The sequence below is a fragment of the Rhodococcus sp. T7 genome (genome assembly GCF_009872365.1).
GTDB lineage: Bacteria > Actinomycetota > Actinomycetes > Mycobacteriales > Mycobacteriaceae > Rhodococcus_F.
This window is the reverse complement of record NZ_WXYH01000322.1, coordinates 152,933-168,108: the sequence shown is the minus strand read 5'-3', so window position 1 is coordinate 168,108 and position 15,176 is coordinate 152,933. Positions and strand designations below refer to the sequence as shown.

At 68.9% G+C, this 15,176-nt stretch carries 18 protein-coding genes; 8 read left to right on the top strand and 10 right to left on the bottom strand.

Annotation, left to right across the window (positions count from 1 at the left end; all coding sequences use genetic code 11):
- Nucleotides 1-25: 25 nt before the first annotated feature.
- From MLGJGCBP_RS26015 to rimP, 3 genes are read right to left on the bottom strand one after another with little or no spacing between them, the layout of a single operon-like run.
- On the bottom strand, nucleotides 26-379 hold the full coding sequence (locus MLGJGCBP_RS26015) for a YlxR family protein (RefSeq protein WP_072937877.1): 354 nt from the start codon (nucleotides 377-379) through the stop codon (nucleotides 26-28).
- A gap of 44 nt (nucleotides 380-423) precedes the next feature.
- A complete protein-coding gene (nusA, locus tag MLGJGCBP_RS26010) occupies nucleotides 424-1,455 on the bottom strand; it encodes a transcription termination factor NusA (protein ID WP_072937876.1) in 1,032 nt (343 codons plus the stop codon).
- Nucleotides 1,452-2,024, bottom strand: a complete 573-nt coding sequence (rimP, locus tag MLGJGCBP_RS26005) for a ribosome maturation factor RimP (protein WP_160098971.1) — start codon at nucleotides 2,022-2,024, stop codon at nucleotides 1,452-1,454. The genes nusA and rimP overlap by 4 nt, the downstream gene beginning before the upstream one ends.
- Before the next feature lie 197 nt (nucleotides 2,025-2,221).
- Here rimP and MLGJGCBP_RS26000 point away from each other — a divergent pair, with 197 nt between their 5' ends.
- The 4 genes from MLGJGCBP_RS26000 to MLGJGCBP_RS25985 all read left to right on the top strand — a co-directional run bounded on the left by MLGJGCBP_RS26000 (nucleotide 2,222) and on the right by MLGJGCBP_RS25985 (nucleotide 4,597).
- Nucleotides 2,222-2,749, top strand: a complete 528-nt coding sequence (locus MLGJGCBP_RS26000) for a hypothetical protein (protein ID WP_160098969.1) — start codon at nucleotides 2,222-2,224, stop codon at nucleotides 2,747-2,749.
- Nucleotides 2,746-3,189 (top strand): ferritin-like domain-containing protein, encoded by a 444-nt coding sequence (locus tag MLGJGCBP_RS25995; RefSeq protein ID WP_160098967.1) that lies wholly within the window; start codon nucleotides 2,746-2,748, stop codon nucleotides 3,187-3,189. Before MLGJGCBP_RS26000 ends, MLGJGCBP_RS25995 begins: the two co-directional genes overlap by 4 nt.
- Before the next feature lie 98 nt (nucleotides 3,190-3,287).
- Complete coding sequence (locus MLGJGCBP_RS25990) at nucleotides 3,288-3,773, top strand: nuclear transport factor 2 family protein (protein ID WP_160098965.1); 486 nt, start codon at nucleotides 3,288-3,290, stop codon at nucleotides 3,771-3,773.
- Nucleotides 3,770-4,597: an SDR family NAD(P)-dependent oxidoreductase gene (locus MLGJGCBP_RS25985; RefSeq protein WP_160098963.1), complete on the top strand. Its 828-nt coding sequence runs from the start codon at nucleotides 3,770-3,772 to the stop codon at nucleotides 4,595-4,597. The genes MLGJGCBP_RS25990 and MLGJGCBP_RS25985 overlap by 4 nt, the downstream gene beginning before the upstream one ends.
- A 10-nt stretch (nucleotides 4,598-4,607) precedes the next feature.
- On the opposite strand, the gene MLGJGCBP_RS25980 is transcribed toward MLGJGCBP_RS25985, so the two are convergent.
- Entirely contained in the window at nucleotides 4,608-5,456 is an 849-nt protein-coding gene (locus MLGJGCBP_RS25980; RefSeq protein WP_160098960.1) for an ABC transporter permease subunit, read from the bottom strand.
- Nucleotides 5,453-6,391 (bottom strand): ABC transporter ATP-binding protein, encoded by a 939-nt coding sequence (locus MLGJGCBP_RS25975; RefSeq protein ID WP_160098958.1) that lies wholly within the window; start codon nucleotides 6,389-6,391, stop codon nucleotides 5,453-5,455. Before MLGJGCBP_RS25975 ends, MLGJGCBP_RS25980 begins: the two co-directional genes overlap by 4 nt.
- Nucleotides 6,392-6,464: 73 nt before the next feature.
- On the opposite strand from MLGJGCBP_RS25975, the gene MLGJGCBP_RS25970 reads away from it, so the two are divergent.
- Complete coding sequence (locus MLGJGCBP_RS25970) at nucleotides 6,465-7,682, top strand: sensor histidine kinase (protein ID WP_236581362.1); 1,218 nt, start codon at nucleotides 6,465-6,467, stop codon at nucleotides 7,680-7,682.
- Nucleotides 7,679-8,347: a response regulator transcription factor gene (locus MLGJGCBP_RS25965; protein WP_087555726.1), complete on the top strand. Its 669-nt coding sequence runs from the start codon at nucleotides 7,679-7,681 to the stop codon at nucleotides 8,345-8,347. Before MLGJGCBP_RS25970 ends, MLGJGCBP_RS25965 begins: the two co-directional genes overlap by 4 nt.
- 29 nt (nucleotides 8,348-8,376) lie before the next feature.
- Here MLGJGCBP_RS25965 and MLGJGCBP_RS25960 read toward each other — a convergent pair whose 3' ends face one another.
- Nucleotides 8,377-9,816 carry an MFS transporter gene (locus tag MLGJGCBP_RS25960; RefSeq protein ID WP_160098956.1) on the bottom strand — a complete coding sequence of 480 codons (1,440 nt, stop codon included), beginning with the start codon at nucleotides 9,814-9,816 and terminating at the stop codon, nucleotides 8,377-8,379.
- A 103-nt stretch (nucleotides 9,817-9,919) separates the two neighbouring features.
- On the opposite strand from MLGJGCBP_RS25960, the gene MLGJGCBP_RS25955 reads away from it, so the two are divergent.
- Nucleotides 9,920-10,519, top strand: coding sequence for a TetR/AcrR family transcriptional regulator (locus MLGJGCBP_RS25955; RefSeq protein ID WP_160098954.1), 600 nt, complete (start codon nucleotides 9,920-9,922; stop codon nucleotides 10,517-10,519).
- A gap of 57 nt (nucleotides 10,520-10,576) precedes the next feature.
- Nucleotides 10,577-11,224, top strand: a complete 648-nt coding sequence (locus tag MLGJGCBP_RS25950; protein WP_087555723.1) for an FHA domain-containing protein — start codon at nucleotides 10,577-10,579, stop codon at nucleotides 11,222-11,224.
- Here MLGJGCBP_RS25950 and MLGJGCBP_RS25945 read toward each other — a convergent pair whose 3' ends face one another.
- From MLGJGCBP_RS25945 to MLGJGCBP_RS25930, 4 genes are all read right to left on the bottom strand, one after another.
- A complete protein-coding gene (locus MLGJGCBP_RS25945) occupies nucleotides 11,225-12,187 on the bottom strand; it encodes an alpha/beta fold hydrolase (protein ID WP_087555722.1) in 963 nt (320 codons plus the stop codon). It abuts the gene before it with no gap.
- A 271-nt stretch (nucleotides 12,188-12,458) separates the two neighbouring features.
- Nucleotides 12,459-12,755 carry a hypothetical protein gene (locus MLGJGCBP_RS25940; RefSeq protein WP_087555721.1) on the bottom strand — a complete coding sequence of 99 codons (297 nt, stop codon included), beginning with the start codon at nucleotides 12,753-12,755 and terminating at the stop codon, nucleotides 12,459-12,461.
- Between the two features lie 98 nt (nucleotides 12,756-12,853).
- Entirely contained in the window at nucleotides 12,854-13,255 is a 402-nt protein-coding gene (locus tag MLGJGCBP_RS25935) for a hypothetical protein (RefSeq protein ID WP_087555720.1), read from the bottom strand.
- 135 nt (nucleotides 13,256-13,390) lie between these two features.
- Nucleotides 13,391-15,121 (bottom strand): acyl-CoA dehydrogenase family protein, encoded by a 1,731-nt coding sequence (locus MLGJGCBP_RS25930; protein WP_160098952.1) that lies wholly within the window; start codon nucleotides 15,119-15,121, stop codon nucleotides 13,391-13,393.
- Nucleotides 15,122-15,176 lie beyond the last annotated feature (55 nt).

Sequence of the window (15,176 nt, the reverse complement as noted above, 5' to 3'; positions counted from 1 at the left end):
TCATCGCTGGTGCTTCACGGTGTGCTCATGAGTGCTTGTGCCTGTTCTGTTCGAGAGGTACTGCTCTGGGTGGGTGCCCTGCGCGTACCCAGTGGTCGACTTCTGACGTGTCGACACTTCCGGACACTCGCAGCGCTCTGCCGAATGCTCGGCGTCGTTCCGCGAGACTCAGGCAAACCTCGACGGGGTGCAGCCACGCACCTCGACCGGGAAGCCTGCGCCTCGGGTCCGGGGCGAGAACATGACCTTGCGGCCCGCTCTCACTAACCACAACCCTGAGCAGATCGACAGCCAGCGCGCGCTCCCTACATCCTATGCATGTTCGGACCGGTGAACCGGTAGGAACGCGCGCGGAATCGGGATGCTCATGCTGAACCATTGACCACTCTACCGCCGACTTGCCCCGATCTCCGCATTCCCGGCTCAACGACTGGTCGCGGCGGGTCCGCCTGCCGACTCGGGAGCGGGTGCTGCGTCGCTGCGGATGTCGATGCGCCACCCGGTCAAGCGCGCAGCAAGACGGGCATTTTGCCCTTCCTTGCCGATGGCCAGGGACAGCTGGAAGTCGGGGACGACGACACGCGCGGCCCGAGCCTCGGGATCCACGACAGTGACGGAGACCACTTTCGACGGCGACAGCGCGTTGCCGACGAACCGGGCCGGATCGTCGTCGAAGTCGATGATGTCGATCTTCTCGCCGGCCAGCTCACTCATCACGTTGCGCACCCGCTGACCCATCGGCCCGATGCACGCACCCTTCGCGTTCAGACCCTGTACCCGCGACTGGACGGCGATCTTCGACCGGTGGCCTGCCTCGCGGGCGACGGCGATGATCTCGACCGAGCCGTCCGCGATTTCCGGGACCTCGAGCGCGAACAGTTTGCGCACGAGGTTCGGGTGGGTGCGCGACAACGTGATCTGCGGTCCGCGCTGCCCGCGGGCGACACCGACGACGTAGCACTTGAGCCGCTCGCCGTGTTCGTAGTTCTCCCCGGGCACCTGCTCGGCGGGCGGGATCAGGCCCTCGGCGCCGCTGGCCTCGCTCCCGATCCGCACCACGACCATGCCGCGCGAGTTCGCCCTCGTGTCGCGCTGGATCACGCCGCCGACGATCTCACCCTCGTGGGTGGAGTACTCGCCGAAGCTCCGCTCGTGCTCGGCGTCGCGCAGCCGCTGCAGGATGACCTGGCGCGCGGTGGTCGCCGCGATCCGGCCGAAACCTTCCGGGGTGTCGTCCCATTCCTCGCCGACCATGTTGCCGTCGGAGTCGACGTCGTGCGCCATCACCCGGACGATGCCGCTCTTGGTGTCGACGTCGATCCGGGCGTGCTGCTGATGCCCCTCGGTGTGCCGGTAGGCGGTGAGCAGCGCCGTCTGGATCGTCGAGATGACGGTCTCGATCGAGATGCCCTTGTCGGCTTCGATGGCGCGCAGCGCCGCAATGTCGATATTCACTTGTCCAGCCCCTCTACTACTTCTTCATCTTCCGACGCGTCCGCGTCCGCAGGTGCCACGCGACCCTCGGGTATTCCGCCCGCGAGTTCCAGCTCCCTCGGGTCGGGTTTCGAGAATTCCACCTGCACAACAGCTTTCTGAATGTCCGGAAGCGCGATGCGCCGAACGTCCGGACCGGTGCGCGAGCCGATCACCACCGCGACCGAGTCGTCGTCGAGGGCCCCGATCCGGCCCACGACGGTCTCGTGCGCGAGGTCGATGCGGGCCTTGCGTCCGCGGGCCCGGCGCCAGTGCCGCTCGTGCGTGAGCGGCCGGTCGATACCGGGAGAGGTGACCTCGAGCGTGTACGGGGACTCCCCGAAATCGGACACCGAATCGAAGACCTCGGAGATCGCGTGGCTCAGGTTCGCGACCGCGTCGAGTTCGAGTCCGGCGTCGCTGTCCACCATGATCCGGACCGCGCTGTGCTTACCCGCGAGGGTGACCGCAACATCCTCCACGTCGTAGCCCTGACGTTGCACCAGATCGGAGATGAGCTCCGTCACCCTCTCCTTGGATGGAACCGGCATCGGGGAAGCTCCTCGTTTCAGTTGTCGCTCGTCGTGTGTCGTGGTCTGCAGGTCATCGTGCCGCACAGGGCAGCGCCTCGAACCCGCCGGGACGGGTTCGAGCATCTAAGAGTAACGCCGATTCGAGGCGCCCGTGACCAGCCCCGGTGCTCGATTCCCGGGATCGCGGCCCGACCTGGCACCATGGACCGGTGCTCATGCCCACCGTCTCCCGGCCCCCGACTTCCGGTCCGGCCGTGTCCCGGCGCACCGCTCTCCGGTTCGCAGCAGCCTCCGCGTTCGGCGTCGCGAGCGTCCCCCTGCTGGCGGGATGCGCCGACGGCGAGGACGCCGATGTCGAGGTCGATTCACTGCTCGCGCAGTCGCGTCTGGCGCGTCGCGACGCCGCGGGCGCGGCGTCGACCATCGCACTGCTGCCCGACCGTGGCGCCGCACTCGAACTGGTGCGCGCCCAGCGGACCGCGCACGCCGACGCGTTGGACGCCGAAATCGCCAGGGCCGCAGGAACGTACCCGGACGGCACCGCACCGACGACGTCCGCTCCCTCGTCGGCGACACCGACCGCACCCGCACCTCCGCCCGGTCTCGAGCAGTTGCGGGCCGACCTGGCCGAGTCGCAGCGCAGTGCGGCCGACTCGGCCCGCGCGCTGACCGGGTACCGCGCGGGACTGTGTGCGTCGATCAGCGCCGCGTGCGGAACGTACCTGGCGGTGGTGCTGCCGTGACGACACCCACCGAAGCCGAGAGCAGGACCCTCGGCGACGCGCTGGCCGCCGAACATTCCGCGGTGTTCGCCTACGGGGTGGTCGCCGCCTTCTCGAATCCCACGCGTGCCGCGCAGGTGGCCACCGCCGCCGCGGCCCACCGGGCCCGCCGGGACGAACTCCTGGACACGCTGACCTCGGCGGGTCTGACGGCCCCGGCCGCCGAAGCGGGCTACACGCTGCCGTTCCCGGTCGCCGACCCGATCACCGCCGCGCAGCTCGCGGCCCAGGTCGAGGCCGACACCGCCGTCGCGTGGCGGGCGGTCGTCGAGCACGGCGAGACGCCGGACACCCGCACGCTCGGCGTGACCGCGCTGACCGACGCCGCCGTCCGGGAGGCCACCTGGCGGGTGGCCCTCGGCACCGATCCGGTGACCGACCCGCTTCCCGGCCAGCCCTGACGCGGAGGTTCCCGCCCACCGGGAATGTGCCCCCACCCGGCGCGTTCCCGGCCTGGCGTCTCTCCCGACACACTGAACGGCAACGGGAGGACGGCGGCGTGGACGAACGCTCGGTGGAGCAGCGTGTGGCGGACCTGGAGCGGGTGACCGCGATCAAGGCCCTCAAGTACCGCTACTGGCGAGCGTGCGACGGCAAGGATCCGGATGCGTTCCGTGCCTGCTTCGTCGCGTCCGGGGCGTCCGTCGACTTCGGTCCGCTCGGCCGGTTCGACGACGCCGACCGGCTCACGGACATCTTCCGCAGGATCGCGCTCCACGAGGTGGACGGCAAGCACGTGATTCTGGACATGCACCACGGCTTCCATCCGGACATCGTGCTGCACGGCGACACCGAGGCGACCGGTACGTGGACGCGGCAGTTCCGCCAGGTCGATCTGCTGAAGCGGACGGAGATGGTGTCCGCCGGCGAGTACGACGACGCCTACCGGTTCGAGGACGGCGTCTGGCGAATGTCGCGATGCCACTTCACCACTCGATGGTCGATCACCCGCCCGCTCACCGAGGACACGGTGGTCGTCCAGTGAGCGCCGGGGTAGCACTGGTCACCGGGGGAAGCCGCGGCGTCGGCAAGGGCGTCGCGACCGCGCTGGGAGCCGCCGGGTGGACCGTTTACGTCACCGGACGCGGCCCGGTGACCGCGGACAGCCCGCTGGCGGCGTCGGCGCGAGCAGTCACCGACGCCGGGGGCACCGGCGTCGCGGTGGCCTGCGATCACCGCGAAGACGAGGAGGTGCACACCCTGTTCACCCGGATCGCGGACGAGCAGGCGGGCCGACTCGACCTGCTGGTCAACAACGTGTGGGCCGCACCCGAGGGATTCGGCGGGTTCAGCACACCGTTCTGGGAACGGCCCCTCGACGACTGGGACTCGCTGATCGGCGTCGGACTGCGCGCCCACTACGTTGCGTCGGTGGAGGCAGCCCGGTTGATGGTGCCCCGGCGGTCCGGGTTGATCGCGAATATCTCGTCGTTCGGAACCCGGGGACACCTGCACTCGGTGCTCTACGGCATGTCCAAGGCCGGGTTGGACAAGATGGCCAGCGACATGGCTGCGGAGCTGGCGCCGCACGACGTCCGTGCGGTCTCACTGTGGCCGGGCATCGTGCGCACGGAGATGATCGTCGCCAGCGGGCTGGAGACCATCGCCGGCTTTCCCGTCGCGGACGCCGAGTCTCCGGAGTTCGTCGGCGAGGTGATCTGCGCCCTCACCGCGGACCCCACCCTGCCCGAGCGGAGCGGCCACACGTTCGTGACGGCGGAGCTGGCCGTCGAATACGGCATCACCGACACGCAGGGCCGCACCCCGCCGTCGCACCGGGAACCGTTCGGCGGCGGCCCCCTGTTCTGAGCAGTGTCCGTCAGTTCACGTCGCGGCGGCGGACGAGCCAGAGCGTGCCCACCGCAAATGCGGCGACGTAACCGGCCAGGACGAGTACCGACGTGCTGCCGTCGAGGATGTTCAGGACACCGGGGGTGGTGTCGCCGCCGAAGTCGCGGAGGGAGCCGGTCAGCGAGCCCGCGGCGGTGCCGGGGAGGAGGTCCGTCACCACCGACACGGGGTCGAGGATGGCGGCGACTCCGCGGAGCAGGTTTTCGACCACCAGCACCCACACGAGGCCGAGACCGACGGACAACGCGGGCCCCCGCGCGAGGGCGCCGACGAGGACACCGGCAGCGGTCCACATGGCGAGGATGAGCATCCCGGAGGCGAGCGCCTTCAGCATCGGTGAGGCGGCAGGCAGATTCGCCGGCTCCGATTCGACCGTGGCGATGACGGTGGCCACCCCGACGTCGACGGCCGCCACGGTGAGGACGAGTCCGATCACCACGGTCAGCAACGCGAGGAGCGTTCCGGCGAGTGCGGCCGATCGCGAAGGCCCCTGGGTGAACACGGTCTTCCACGTCCCCCACCCGTAGCCGCTGCCGATGGTGAGGGCGCCGAGGATGAGCATCAGCGCACCCCCGAACATGGCCATACCCTGGGTGAACACCTGGGGCACCGCCGCGGGCAGCATCTGCGCGAGCAGCACGTCCGGGGGCGCGGACGACGCCATGTCGGTAGTGCCGCCGGTCTTGAACGTGATGTAGTTGAACAGGTAGACGAAGACCAGGTTCAGCACGATCCACGCGGCGAGCAGCACCCACATGGACGGCCATTTCCGCAGTCGGAGAAGCTCGGCTCGGGTGCTGGCGATCACTGCATTCATGACATTCCCCTCGGATCGTTGCTTGCCGTGCGGTCGCCGGGACTGCCGTCCGACGTCATCGCGAAGAAGACGTCCTCGAGCGATCGCTCCCGCCGGGACAACTCGTGCAGGTCTATTCCCGCGTCGACGAGAACACGGGCCACCTTCGGCGCCAGTTCCGGCGACACGGCGACGGCGAGCGCGTCCCCCGCCGTGTCGACGACGTCGGGTCCCAGCAGCTCCTCGAGCACCACCGCCGCCCGTTCCCTCGGATCGGCGCGCACCAGCAGGCTGGTGCCACCGCGCAGTTCGGCGACGGTGGACTGCGCGATCAGCTCCCCGCGCGAGATCACGCCGACGCGATCGCAGATCTCCTGCACCTCGCTGAGCATGTGGCTGGAGAGCATCACGGAATGCCCGGAGTCCGCGAGTTCGACTATCAGTTCCCGCATCTCGGCCATCCCGGCCGGGTCGAGCCCGTTGGTGGGTTCGTCCAGGATCAGCAGGTCGGGTTCGCCGAGAAGTGCGGCCGCGACACCGAGACGTTGCTTCATCCCGAGCGAGTAGGTGCGGAAACGGTCGTGTCCGCGATCGCGCAGGCCCACCCGGTGCAGCGCGGATTCCACCGCGTCGTCCGGCACCCGGCGGTACCTGCTCAGTACCCGCAGGTTGTCGCGACCCGACAGGTAGGGGAAGAAGCCGGGGCCTTCGATCAGCACCCCGGTGCGGGCCGCCGCCGTGCTGTCACCGGGTGCGCACCCGAAGAGCGTCGCGGTCCCGGAGGTCGGCCGGACCAGGCCCGTGAGCATGCGCAGTGTGGTGGTCTTGCCTGCACCGTTCGGGCCGAGGAACCCGTACACCTCGCCCGCCCGCACGGTCAGGCTGACGGCGTCGACCGCCGTGTGTTCGCCGTAGCGTTTGGTCAACCTGTCTGTGACCACGATGTCGGAAGTCATGACTCCAGCCTCGACTCCGCGGACGACGCGCACATCCGCCTGCGCGCGTCACCTCACGTACGTGTCGCGGACGATGACAGCGTCGCCGGAACCGGTCTACGTTCGGGTGGTGCACACCGACCAAAGGGACACGTCGATCGCCCCGCGGGACGCCCTGATCGCGCTGGGTGTCGCAATCGTGCAGGTCGTCGGCAGTGTGGGCGCCAACCACAACCAGTCGTGGGCGACGCCGCTGGACGCGGCGGGCTTCGTGTTGCTGGTGTGCGGTCCGCTCGCGCTGCTCTTCCTGCGACGGTGGCCGGTCACGGTCCTGCTCGTCGTCCTGGCCGTCACGGTCCTGTACGTCGCCCAGGGTTACGGGTACGGCCCCGTGTTCCTGTCGCTCGTGGTCGCGTTTCTGAGCGCCGCGACGGCCGGGTCGCGCTGGCACACGTATCCGATCCTCGCGGTCGGTTACGTGCTGATCGTCTTCGCCGTGCCGGCGGTGTCCGCTTCTGAGGCCCCGTCGCTCCTCGCCCTCACCGGTATCGCAGCCTGGTTGCTGGTGCTCCTCGCCGCCGCCGAGATCATCCGTCAGCGCCGCGGGACGCTCGACGCCCGCAGGCAACGCGCCGAGGCGGCGCAACGCAGCACCCTGGACGAGCAGCGCCGCCGGGCCAGCGAGGAGCGGCTCGCGATCGCCCGTGAGCTGCACGATGTTCTGGCACACAGTCTTTCGCTCATCAACGTGCAGGCGTCGGTCGCACTCGAGCTGTGGGACAGCAGACCCGAACAGTCGCAGGAGGCACTGTCCGCGATCAAGGTCGCGAGCCGCGACGCGATCGGCGACGTCCACGCGCTGCTGGCGTCGCTGCGCGGCGGCGACGACAGCCCGCCCACCGCGCCCACCGCCGGGATCGGGGACCTGGACAGCGTGGTCGAGCGCGCCCGCGCCGCGGGTCTCGCGGTGACGACGGTCGTCGAGGGCGCACCGCGGCCGTTGCCCGCCGTGGTCGACGTCGCTGCGGCGCGCATCGTGCAGGAGTCGCTGACCAACGTGGCCCGCCACTCCGGCGGCTCGTCGGCCGATGTCACGGTGACGTACTCACCCACGTCCGTCCGCGTCCGGATCGACGACGACGGACGAGGCCCGGACGGCGCATCGACCGGTGGCGGCGGAAACGGCATCCCCGGCATGCGGGAACGCGCCCGCGCCCTCGGTGGTGAGCTGACCGCCGGGAGCGGACCGGGCGGCGGTTTCCGGGTGCAGGCGACGCTCCCCCTCGCCCACGACCCGGCGGGCCGGGCATGACGATTCGCGTCCTCGTCGCCGACGACCAGGCCCTCGTGCGGGCGGGTTTCGCCGCCCTGCTCGACGCCCAGCCGGACATCACCGTGGCCGGTCAGGCCGAGAACGGGGAGCAGGCGGTGAGCCTGACTCGCACACTGGTTCCCGACGTCGTCCTCATGGACATCCGGATGCCGGTGCTCGACGGACTGGAGGCGACCCGGCGGATCGCTTCTGATCCTGCGCTGTCCGGTGTGCGGGTGGTGGTGCTCACCACGTTCGAACTGGACGAGTACGTGTTCGAGGCCATGCGCGCGGGGGCGACGGGTTTTCTCGTCAAACACACCGAACCCGCCGAACTGGTGCGGGCGGTCCGCGTGGTGGCCGACGGGGATGCCCTGCTGTCGCCGTCCGTCACGCGGAAGCTGGTCGCGGAGTTCGCGACTCACGCCAAACGGCCGCCCCAGTCCAGTCGCCTCGACGACCTCACCGATCGTGAACGCGAGGTGATGATCCTGATCGCCGAGGGTCTCACCAACGCCGAGATCGGTTCGCGGCTGTTCCTGAGCCCCGCCACCGCCCGCACGCACGTCAGCCGGATTCTGCTGAAACTCGGTGCCAGGGACCGCACCCAACTGGTGGTCCTGGCGTACGAGTGGGGCCTGGTCCGGCCGGGCTGGCAGGACTGACGACCGGCCCGGCCCGCTCAGTGCGACTTTCACGTCGACGCCAGGACCGCCTTCGATCGTCCGGGCATGAGGGCGGCGGCGACGACCGCGACCGCCACGGATCCGGCTCCCACGTACAGGGCCGGCGCGAGGGCGTCGATGTACCCGGTCGGCGTGAGACTGCCGCCCGCCCCGAGGAACACCGCGGTCAGCAACGCGATCCCCAGCGCGACTCCGATCTCCCGGAGCGTCGCGTTGGTCGAACTGGCCGTGCCGTGGTCGGCCTCGGGCATGTCGGCCAGGACGGCGGTCGCGTTGGGGGCGAACGTCAGACCCATTCCCGCACCGGCCATCACGAACGCCGGCACCATGCTGGAGTAGGTGGCGCCGGGAACGATGAGCGACGCCATCCAGAGCAGTGACAGTCCCTGCAGCACCAGTCCGGTGACGAGGAGCGTCCGGACGCCCAGCCGAGGCGCGAGCAACCCTGCGATCGGCGCCACCACCATGGGGGCCGCCGTCCACGGGAGCGTCCGCAGGCCGGCCTCGAACGGGGTATACCCCATGACGATCTGGAGGTACTGCGACAGGAGGAAGACGGCACCCATCATTCCCAGCGTGAACGTCAGCCCGATCACGTTGGCCAGGGAGAACTGGCGGGACCGGAACAGCCGCAGCGGCATCACCGGAAACGGTGTGCGCAACTCGCGCACCACGAACGCCGCGAGCAGCACCACCGCCGCGACGAGGGCGCCGAGAACCGTGGCACTTGTCCAGCCGTCGCCGTTGCCGTGCACGATGCCCCAGACTCCGAGGAACACCGCGGCGCCGGCCAGCACGACGCCGAGCGGATCCAGTGGTTGCCGCTTCCCCTTCGACTCGCCGAGCGCATAGAGCGCCAACGGGATCGCGACCGCGGCGACGGGAACGTTGATCCAGAACACGGCCTGCCACGACACCCCGTCGACGACGGCGCCGCCGATCACCGGGCCGAGAGCGATTCCGAGGCCCGAGACGCCGCCCCAGATCCCGATGGCGAGGGCCCGCTTGGCGAGCGGCACGGCGCCGGCGAGCAGGGTGAGGGAGAGTGGCATGATCGCGGCCGCGCCGACGCCCTGGACGGCGCGCGCCGCGATCAGCATCTCGGAGGTGGTCGACAGCGCCGAGGCGATCGACGCTAGCGCGAAGAGCGCTATGCCCCAGAGGAACACACGACGACGTCCGAGGCGGTCGCCCAGCGCCGACAGCGTCAGCATCAAGGTCGCGAAGGCCAGCGTGTAGGCGTTCATGAACCACTGCAACTGCCCCACCGAAGCGCTCAGGTCGCGTTGGATCACCGGCAGGGCGCTGGTCATCACGAGGTTGTCGAGGGTGGCCATGAACATCGGGATCGAGGCGGCGGCGATCGCCAGCCATACCGGCACCGTTCGGCCGCGGCCCGGGGGCGGCGGCGCCGATTCGTGGTCGAGGCGTTCGGAGAGTGTCGTCATGACGGGACCTCACATCCGAGTCGTGGGTAGAGGAAAACAGAAGTTGTAAGCATCAGATGATTACTTATTTCGCAGACTAGTAATCAACTGATAACATGTCAACATGGCCCCGCCCGTGAAACAGACCCGCATGAGCGCTACGGAACGGCGCGAACTCGTACTGGCCGCCGCCTCCCGCGCGTTCGCCAGGGACGGCTATCACGGCACCAGCACCGACGCCGTCGCACGCGAGGCCGGCGTGTCGCAGCCGTACGTGGTCCGCATGTTCGGTTCGAAATCGCGGCTGTTCGCCGACGTCTTCGACCGCGCGATGTCGCGGATTCTCGACACCTTCGAACCCTGGTTCGACGGTGTCGCCGCCGACCCCGAGAACGACGAGTCGTGGCTCCCGATGGGCGTCGCGTACACCCAGTTGCTCGAGGACCGCGACCTCCTGCTCGTGATGATGCACGGCTTCACGTCCGGCGCGAACCCGGAGATCGGCGCACTGGCGCGCGACTGGATGTCCCGGCTCTACACGCAGATCCGCACACGCACCGCCTGCAGCCCCGAACGGGCCCGCATCTTCATCGCCAACGGAATGCTGCTCAACACCCTGCTCGCCATGCAGGTACCCGAGCATGCCGGGCAGGATCCGGCGCTCGAGGAACTCGCCGTGTGCGCATTCGGAAACACCCTGGACGCCGCAGGCTCCGAGAACTGATCCGTGATCGGCGATTTCCGCTCTTGATCTTGCTCATCGGACACACTGGAGGGCACGATGGAAGCGTGCGGAAGGGGTGTCCCCGTGGACCGAGCCGTTGAGTCTCGACTGAGCTATTCCGACAGGGAGGGTCACCACCACACCGTGGACCTCTCCCCCACTTCCGCGCGCGTCACGATCGGACGGTCGCCCGGCTCCGATCTCCTTCTCACGGAGGACGACGAGGTCTCGCGACTCCATGCCGTGCTCGAATGCGTCGGCTCGCATTGGACCATCCTCGACGACGGACTTTCCCGTAACGGCACGTTCGTCAACGGCGAGCGGCTCGCGGGCAGGCGGCGGCTCCGGCAGGGCGACAGCATCCGCATCGGCGGAACCAAGATCCGGTACCTGGAATTCGGTGGCGCTCTCGACGAGGCCACCCGAATGGGGACCGACATGCCCGACGTCCGGTCCCTCACCGACACCCAGCGGGCGGTCCTGACGGCGCTCTGCAGGCCGTACAAGCACGGCGCCGCGTTCGCGAATCCCGCCTCGAACCAGCAGATCGCGCAGGAACTGTTCCTCAGCGTCGACGCGATCAAGACTCACCTGCGCGCACTGTTCGCGAAGTTCGGCGTCGGCGATCTCCCGCAGAATCAGAAGCGGGTCAGCCTTGCCGAGCGGGCCATGCGCAGCGGCATCATCAACGAGCGCGATCTCTGATCAGCACGCGGCCATCAGCTCGCGGTCGCGCGCGGCCGTCTCACCATGGGCGATTCGCTCGACGAGTCCGATGATGGCGAGCGCGACGTCGGCCGCGCGGTCGAGGATCACCGAGTGTCCCGCGCCGTCGACGCTCACGAGTTCCGAAGCGGGGAGCTTCGAGGCCATCGCGACGGAATGCTGGAACGGGGTCAGCATGTCGACCGAGCCGCACAGGATCAGCGACGGAATGTGCGCGAGCGCCGTCAGGGAGTGCCGCTCGTCGAACCCGAGCAGGGACTCGAGGAAGCTCGACATGGTGACGACGGACGTCGTGTTGACCATGGCCGAGACCAGAGCCGCGAGCCGCGGATCGACGACCCGGTTGCGGGCGCTCGCCGCGCGGGCGATCGCCGTGCAGACGGTGCGACCCACCCGCTTCGATCCGTGCACGACCCGCGGTGCCCGCCGCACCGCGGTGCGGAACAGCGACACCGCCGGGCTGCGCAGGTGGCGACCGAGACCGGCCTCGGCGAGATCGCACGCCGCGGTGGAGATCAGGGCCATGCCCACGATCCGCGAGCCGATCGTGTGCGGGTTCTGCCGCGTGTAGGACAGTGCGGTCATCCCGCCCATCGAGTGCCCGACGAGGACGACCGGACCGTGCGGTGCGACGGCGTCCAGGACGGAGCCGAGGTCGCGGCCGAGCTGATCGATCGTGTAGGTGGCGGCCGGCGCCTCCCCCGACTCGCCGTGCCCCCGGTGATCGTAGAAGACCATGCGAACATCGTTGCGCCAGAAGCGGACCAGCTGTTCGCGCAGTGCCCACCAGGATTCGGTGCGCAGGCAGTGACCGTGGACGAACACCACCGTGGTGGCCGCGTCGGGCGAACCGAACTCGCGAACCGCGAGCGGGACCCCGTCGTCGGTCCTGACCGTGAGACGACGACCTTCGTGCTCATGTGCAACCGGGGTGTTCGTCATGATGGCCTCCTCGGTTTCTTCGCTCGCGGCTGGTGAAGCGTTACGTTCTTGCTTGTCCCCTACTCTGCCGCGCACCGTCGGCACCAACCAGAACCCCCAGTAGTGGCCTCCGCACCCGGAGGTGTCGCGCATTCCACCCCTGGGGTGGGTGGACACGGGCATGCCGGAAATCCCCCTCCGGCTCGCCCGCGGCTGGAGGGTGTTCTCTGCTGCCGATTCAGGATGCGGTGTCCGGACGGGCACCACCAGGCACCCCGGGGTGGGGAACCCGTCACCCCCAGGGTTGCCCCTGACCGCCGCCGAAGTCGTAGCCACCGACGCTCGCGCCGTTCGGCCCGGCATTGATGCCGTCGACGGCGATCACGGTGCCGACAGCCGCTCCGCCGATGGTCACGGTGCCGCCCTGGGGGCTCGGTCCGGGCGCCAGATTGCTCACGGAAGGATCGTCGGAGGGGGTGTCCGGGGCCGCGGACGCGATGCCTGCACCTGCGGCGAGGACGAAGAATGCGGCCGCGACGGTAGCACCCGTGCGTGTCAGAGCGGTGGAGAAGTCGAAGGACATCGACATGGAAGAACCTTTCGCAGTGCGAGATGGCGGGCCGAGGGGCCGGCACCTGGCGGTGGCGGCCCCTCGAACTTCAGGAAGATCGCGTAATCACAGCTCGGTCAGAAGCAGAAGACAAACGTGCAGTTTTCGGTGCTGTCCCCGGCTCCTGCGCCACCGTTGCCACCCGCACCACCGGTGGCCGGACCACCGTTGCCACCCGCGCCGCCGTTGGCGCTGCCTCCGTTGGCGTTGCCGCCGTTGCCGACGTTCGTGTTCACCGTTGCGCCGTCTCCCACTGCTGCGCCACCGATGATGACACCGCCCTGGTTGTTGACGTTGCCATCAGCAGAGCCGCCGTTGGCGCTGCCGCCTGCACCGCCGGCGCCGCCCTGCGAGCTACCCGGAGCTCCGGCGCCGCCGGCTCCGCCTGCGGGGTCGGCCGAGGCGATTCCTGCTCCGGCGGCGAGAGCGAAGCCCGCGATCGCGAGAGCGGAGAGGGTGCGCTTGAAGGTGTGTGCCATGTGTGGATCTTTCTGTGGGGGTGGGGTTTTGCTTGCCACATAAGAATGCGCTGAGAGCGCCCACCCGGACAGATACCCCAGGGGGCGCAAGCGGCACCCCGAGGGATGACGCCGCCCCACCCCGTGGAGCCGTGCCTACGGCCGCATTTCGTACGCCCCGTCGTAGCTCTCCACCTGCGCCCACACCCGCGAGAATCGTTCCGCGTCCACGACCGGCCTTCGGATCGCACCGAGTGCCCACTGCTGCTGAGCGTCGGTGGCGGACGATTTACCGTGCAGCGCAACGGCATAACGGGAGAAGTCGCGGATCTGGAAGTCGAAGATCTGGTCGATCAGGTCGCGGTCGATGCCGGCGATGTCGGCCTGCTCGAGAATCAGGTGCCCGTAGACCACGAGCGAGAACAGGTGCCCGAGGTCGAGCAGGAAGTCGAGGTCCTTCTGCTGGTCGGCGTCGGGCGGGGCGGTGGTGAGCAGTTCCCGCAACGCCGTCGCCTGCTCGTGGAACCGGGCCACGTTGGGGACGTCCGAATGCGCCTCGTACGCCTTCGTCCAGTCGTGGAACTGGATCTTGCCCGCGCCGCGGGTCGGTCCCTGCGCCCAGAAGAACGCGTCGTCGGCGGCGTCGAGCCTGGTGCCGATCTCCGGGTACTCCGCGGGGTTGAGCAAGTAGTTCGGCATGAACTTCAGGATCAGGCCGACGTTGACGTGCACCGTGCCCTCGAGCTTCGGCAGGGTGCCGATCAGCTGGGCGGCCTCCCGGAAGTAGGTGTTCTTCTCGTAGCCCTTCGCCGCGATCACGTCGTGCAGGAGCGCGATCACCTTCTCGCCCTCGGACGTGACCTTCGCCTTCGTCATCGGGTTGAACAGCAGGTACCGGCGGTCGTCGAGACTCGCGCTGCGGAAGTAGTCGACGGAGCGGGCGCTGAACAGCTTCATCGCGACCAGCCTGCTGTACGCGTCGACGAAGTTTCCGCGCACGTGCGGGAAGTCGGTGACGGGGTTTCCGTACAGAATCCTGTTGTGCGCGTGGGTGATCGATTCGTAGAACGCGTGCTCGGAGATACCGATGGAACCGGTGCACAGGTTGAACTTGCCGACGTTGACCGTGTTCAGCGCGGCCTCGAATGCGGCGACCCCGGTGTGCAGGATGTCCTCTTCCCGCACCGGGTAGTCCTCGAGCCGGAACGTGCTGACGTACATCTGGCCGTGCACCACGTTGCCCTGCAGGTGGTACGCCGGGTGGCGGCTGTCCGCGACGAAGAAGACGTAGCCGTCGCTGCCCTCGACGTCGGTGCGCCTGCCGAACACCGACACCATGCCCGCGACGTTGCCGTTTCCGATGTAGTACTTGTCGCCGCTCGCGGTGAACGCGAGATCCGGGTCGTCCCCGGCGGGGGTCAGCAGCATGTCCGTCGAGTAGACGTCCGCACCGTGTTCCCGTTCCGACAGACCGAACGCCAGCACACCGCCGTCGTCGAGGAGTTGCGCAGCGCGATCCTTCGCTGCCCGGTTGCCGCTCATCCAGATGGGGCCGAGGCCCAGGACCGTCACCTGCCACGCGTACCAGTACGCCAAGCCGTAGAACCCGAAGATCTCACTGAGCGCGGCGTTGCGTGCGGCGTCCCAGCGCTTGCCGGGATCGCCGTCCGCCGACTCGGCGGGCGTGAGGAACGTGGCGAACAGCTTCTCCCGTTTCACGAACTCCAGGAAGTCCTCGGGCCAGACCGCCTCGAGATCGTCCTCGATGAGCCGCTTCTTGCCCCGCGACTCGAACCACTCGATCAGCGCCCGCAGCAGTCTGCGCGTCTCCGGATCGAAATGCTCGGGATCGTAGGAGTTCGGATCGAACAGCAGGGAGTTCGTCACAGCAGGCCTTTCGTCCGGACGTGTCAGGCCAAGCTAACAGTCCGGACGAAAGGCG

Bases quoted from the DNA above. Each gene is read 5' to 3' on its own strand.
- MLGJGCBP_RS25965 (WP_087555726.1), top strand. From the start codon at position 7,679: ATGACGATTCGCGTCCTCGTCGCCGACGACCAGGCCCTCGTGCGGGCG.
- MLGJGCBP_RS25980 (WP_160098960.1), bottom strand. From the start codon at position 5,456: ATGAATGCAGTGATCGCCAGCACCCGAGCCGAGCTTCTCCGACTGCGG.
- MLGJGCBP_RS25960 (WP_160098956.1), bottom strand. From the start codon at position 9,816: ATGACGACACTCTCCGAACGCCTCGACCACGAATCGGCGCCGCCGCCC.
- MLGJGCBP_RS26015 (WP_072937877.1), bottom strand. From the start codon at position 379: ATGGTTCAGCATGAGCATCCCGATTCCGCGCGCGTTCCTACCGGTTCA.
- MLGJGCBP_RS26000 (WP_160098969.1), top strand. From the start codon at position 2,222: ATGCCCACCGTCTCCCGGCCCCCGACTTCCGGTCCGGCCGTGTCCCGG.
- MLGJGCBP_RS25940 (WP_087555721.1), bottom strand. From the start codon at position 12,755: ATGTCGATGTCCTTCGACTTCTCCACCGCTCTGACACGCACGGGTGCT.
- MLGJGCBP_RS25945 (WP_087555722.1), bottom strand. From the start codon at position 12,187: ATGACGAACACCCCGGTTGCACATGAGCACGAAGGTCGTCGTCTCACG.
- MLGJGCBP_RS25975 (WP_160098958.1), bottom strand. From the start codon at position 6,391: ATGACTTCCGACATCGTGGTCACAGACAGGTTGACCAAACGCTACGGC.
- MLGJGCBP_RS25970 (WP_236581362.1), top strand. From the start codon at position 6,465: ATGACAGCGTCGCCGGAACCGGTCTACGTTCGGGTGGTGCACACCGAC.
- rimP (WP_160098971.1), bottom strand. From the start codon at position 2,024: ATGCCGGTTCCATCCAAGGAGAGGGTGACGGAGCTCATCTCCGATCTG.
- MLGJGCBP_RS25935 (WP_087555720.1), bottom strand. From the start codon at position 13,255: ATGGCACACACCTTCAAGCGCACCCTCTCCGCTCTCGCGATCGCGGGC.
- MLGJGCBP_RS25950 (WP_087555723.1), top strand. From the start codon at position 10,577: ATGGAAGCGTGCGGAAGGGGTGTCCCCGTGGACCGAGCCGTTGAGTCT.
- MLGJGCBP_RS25955 (WP_160098954.1), top strand. From the start codon at position 9,920: ATGGCCCCGCCCGTGAAACAGACCCGCATGAGCGCTACGGAACGGCGC.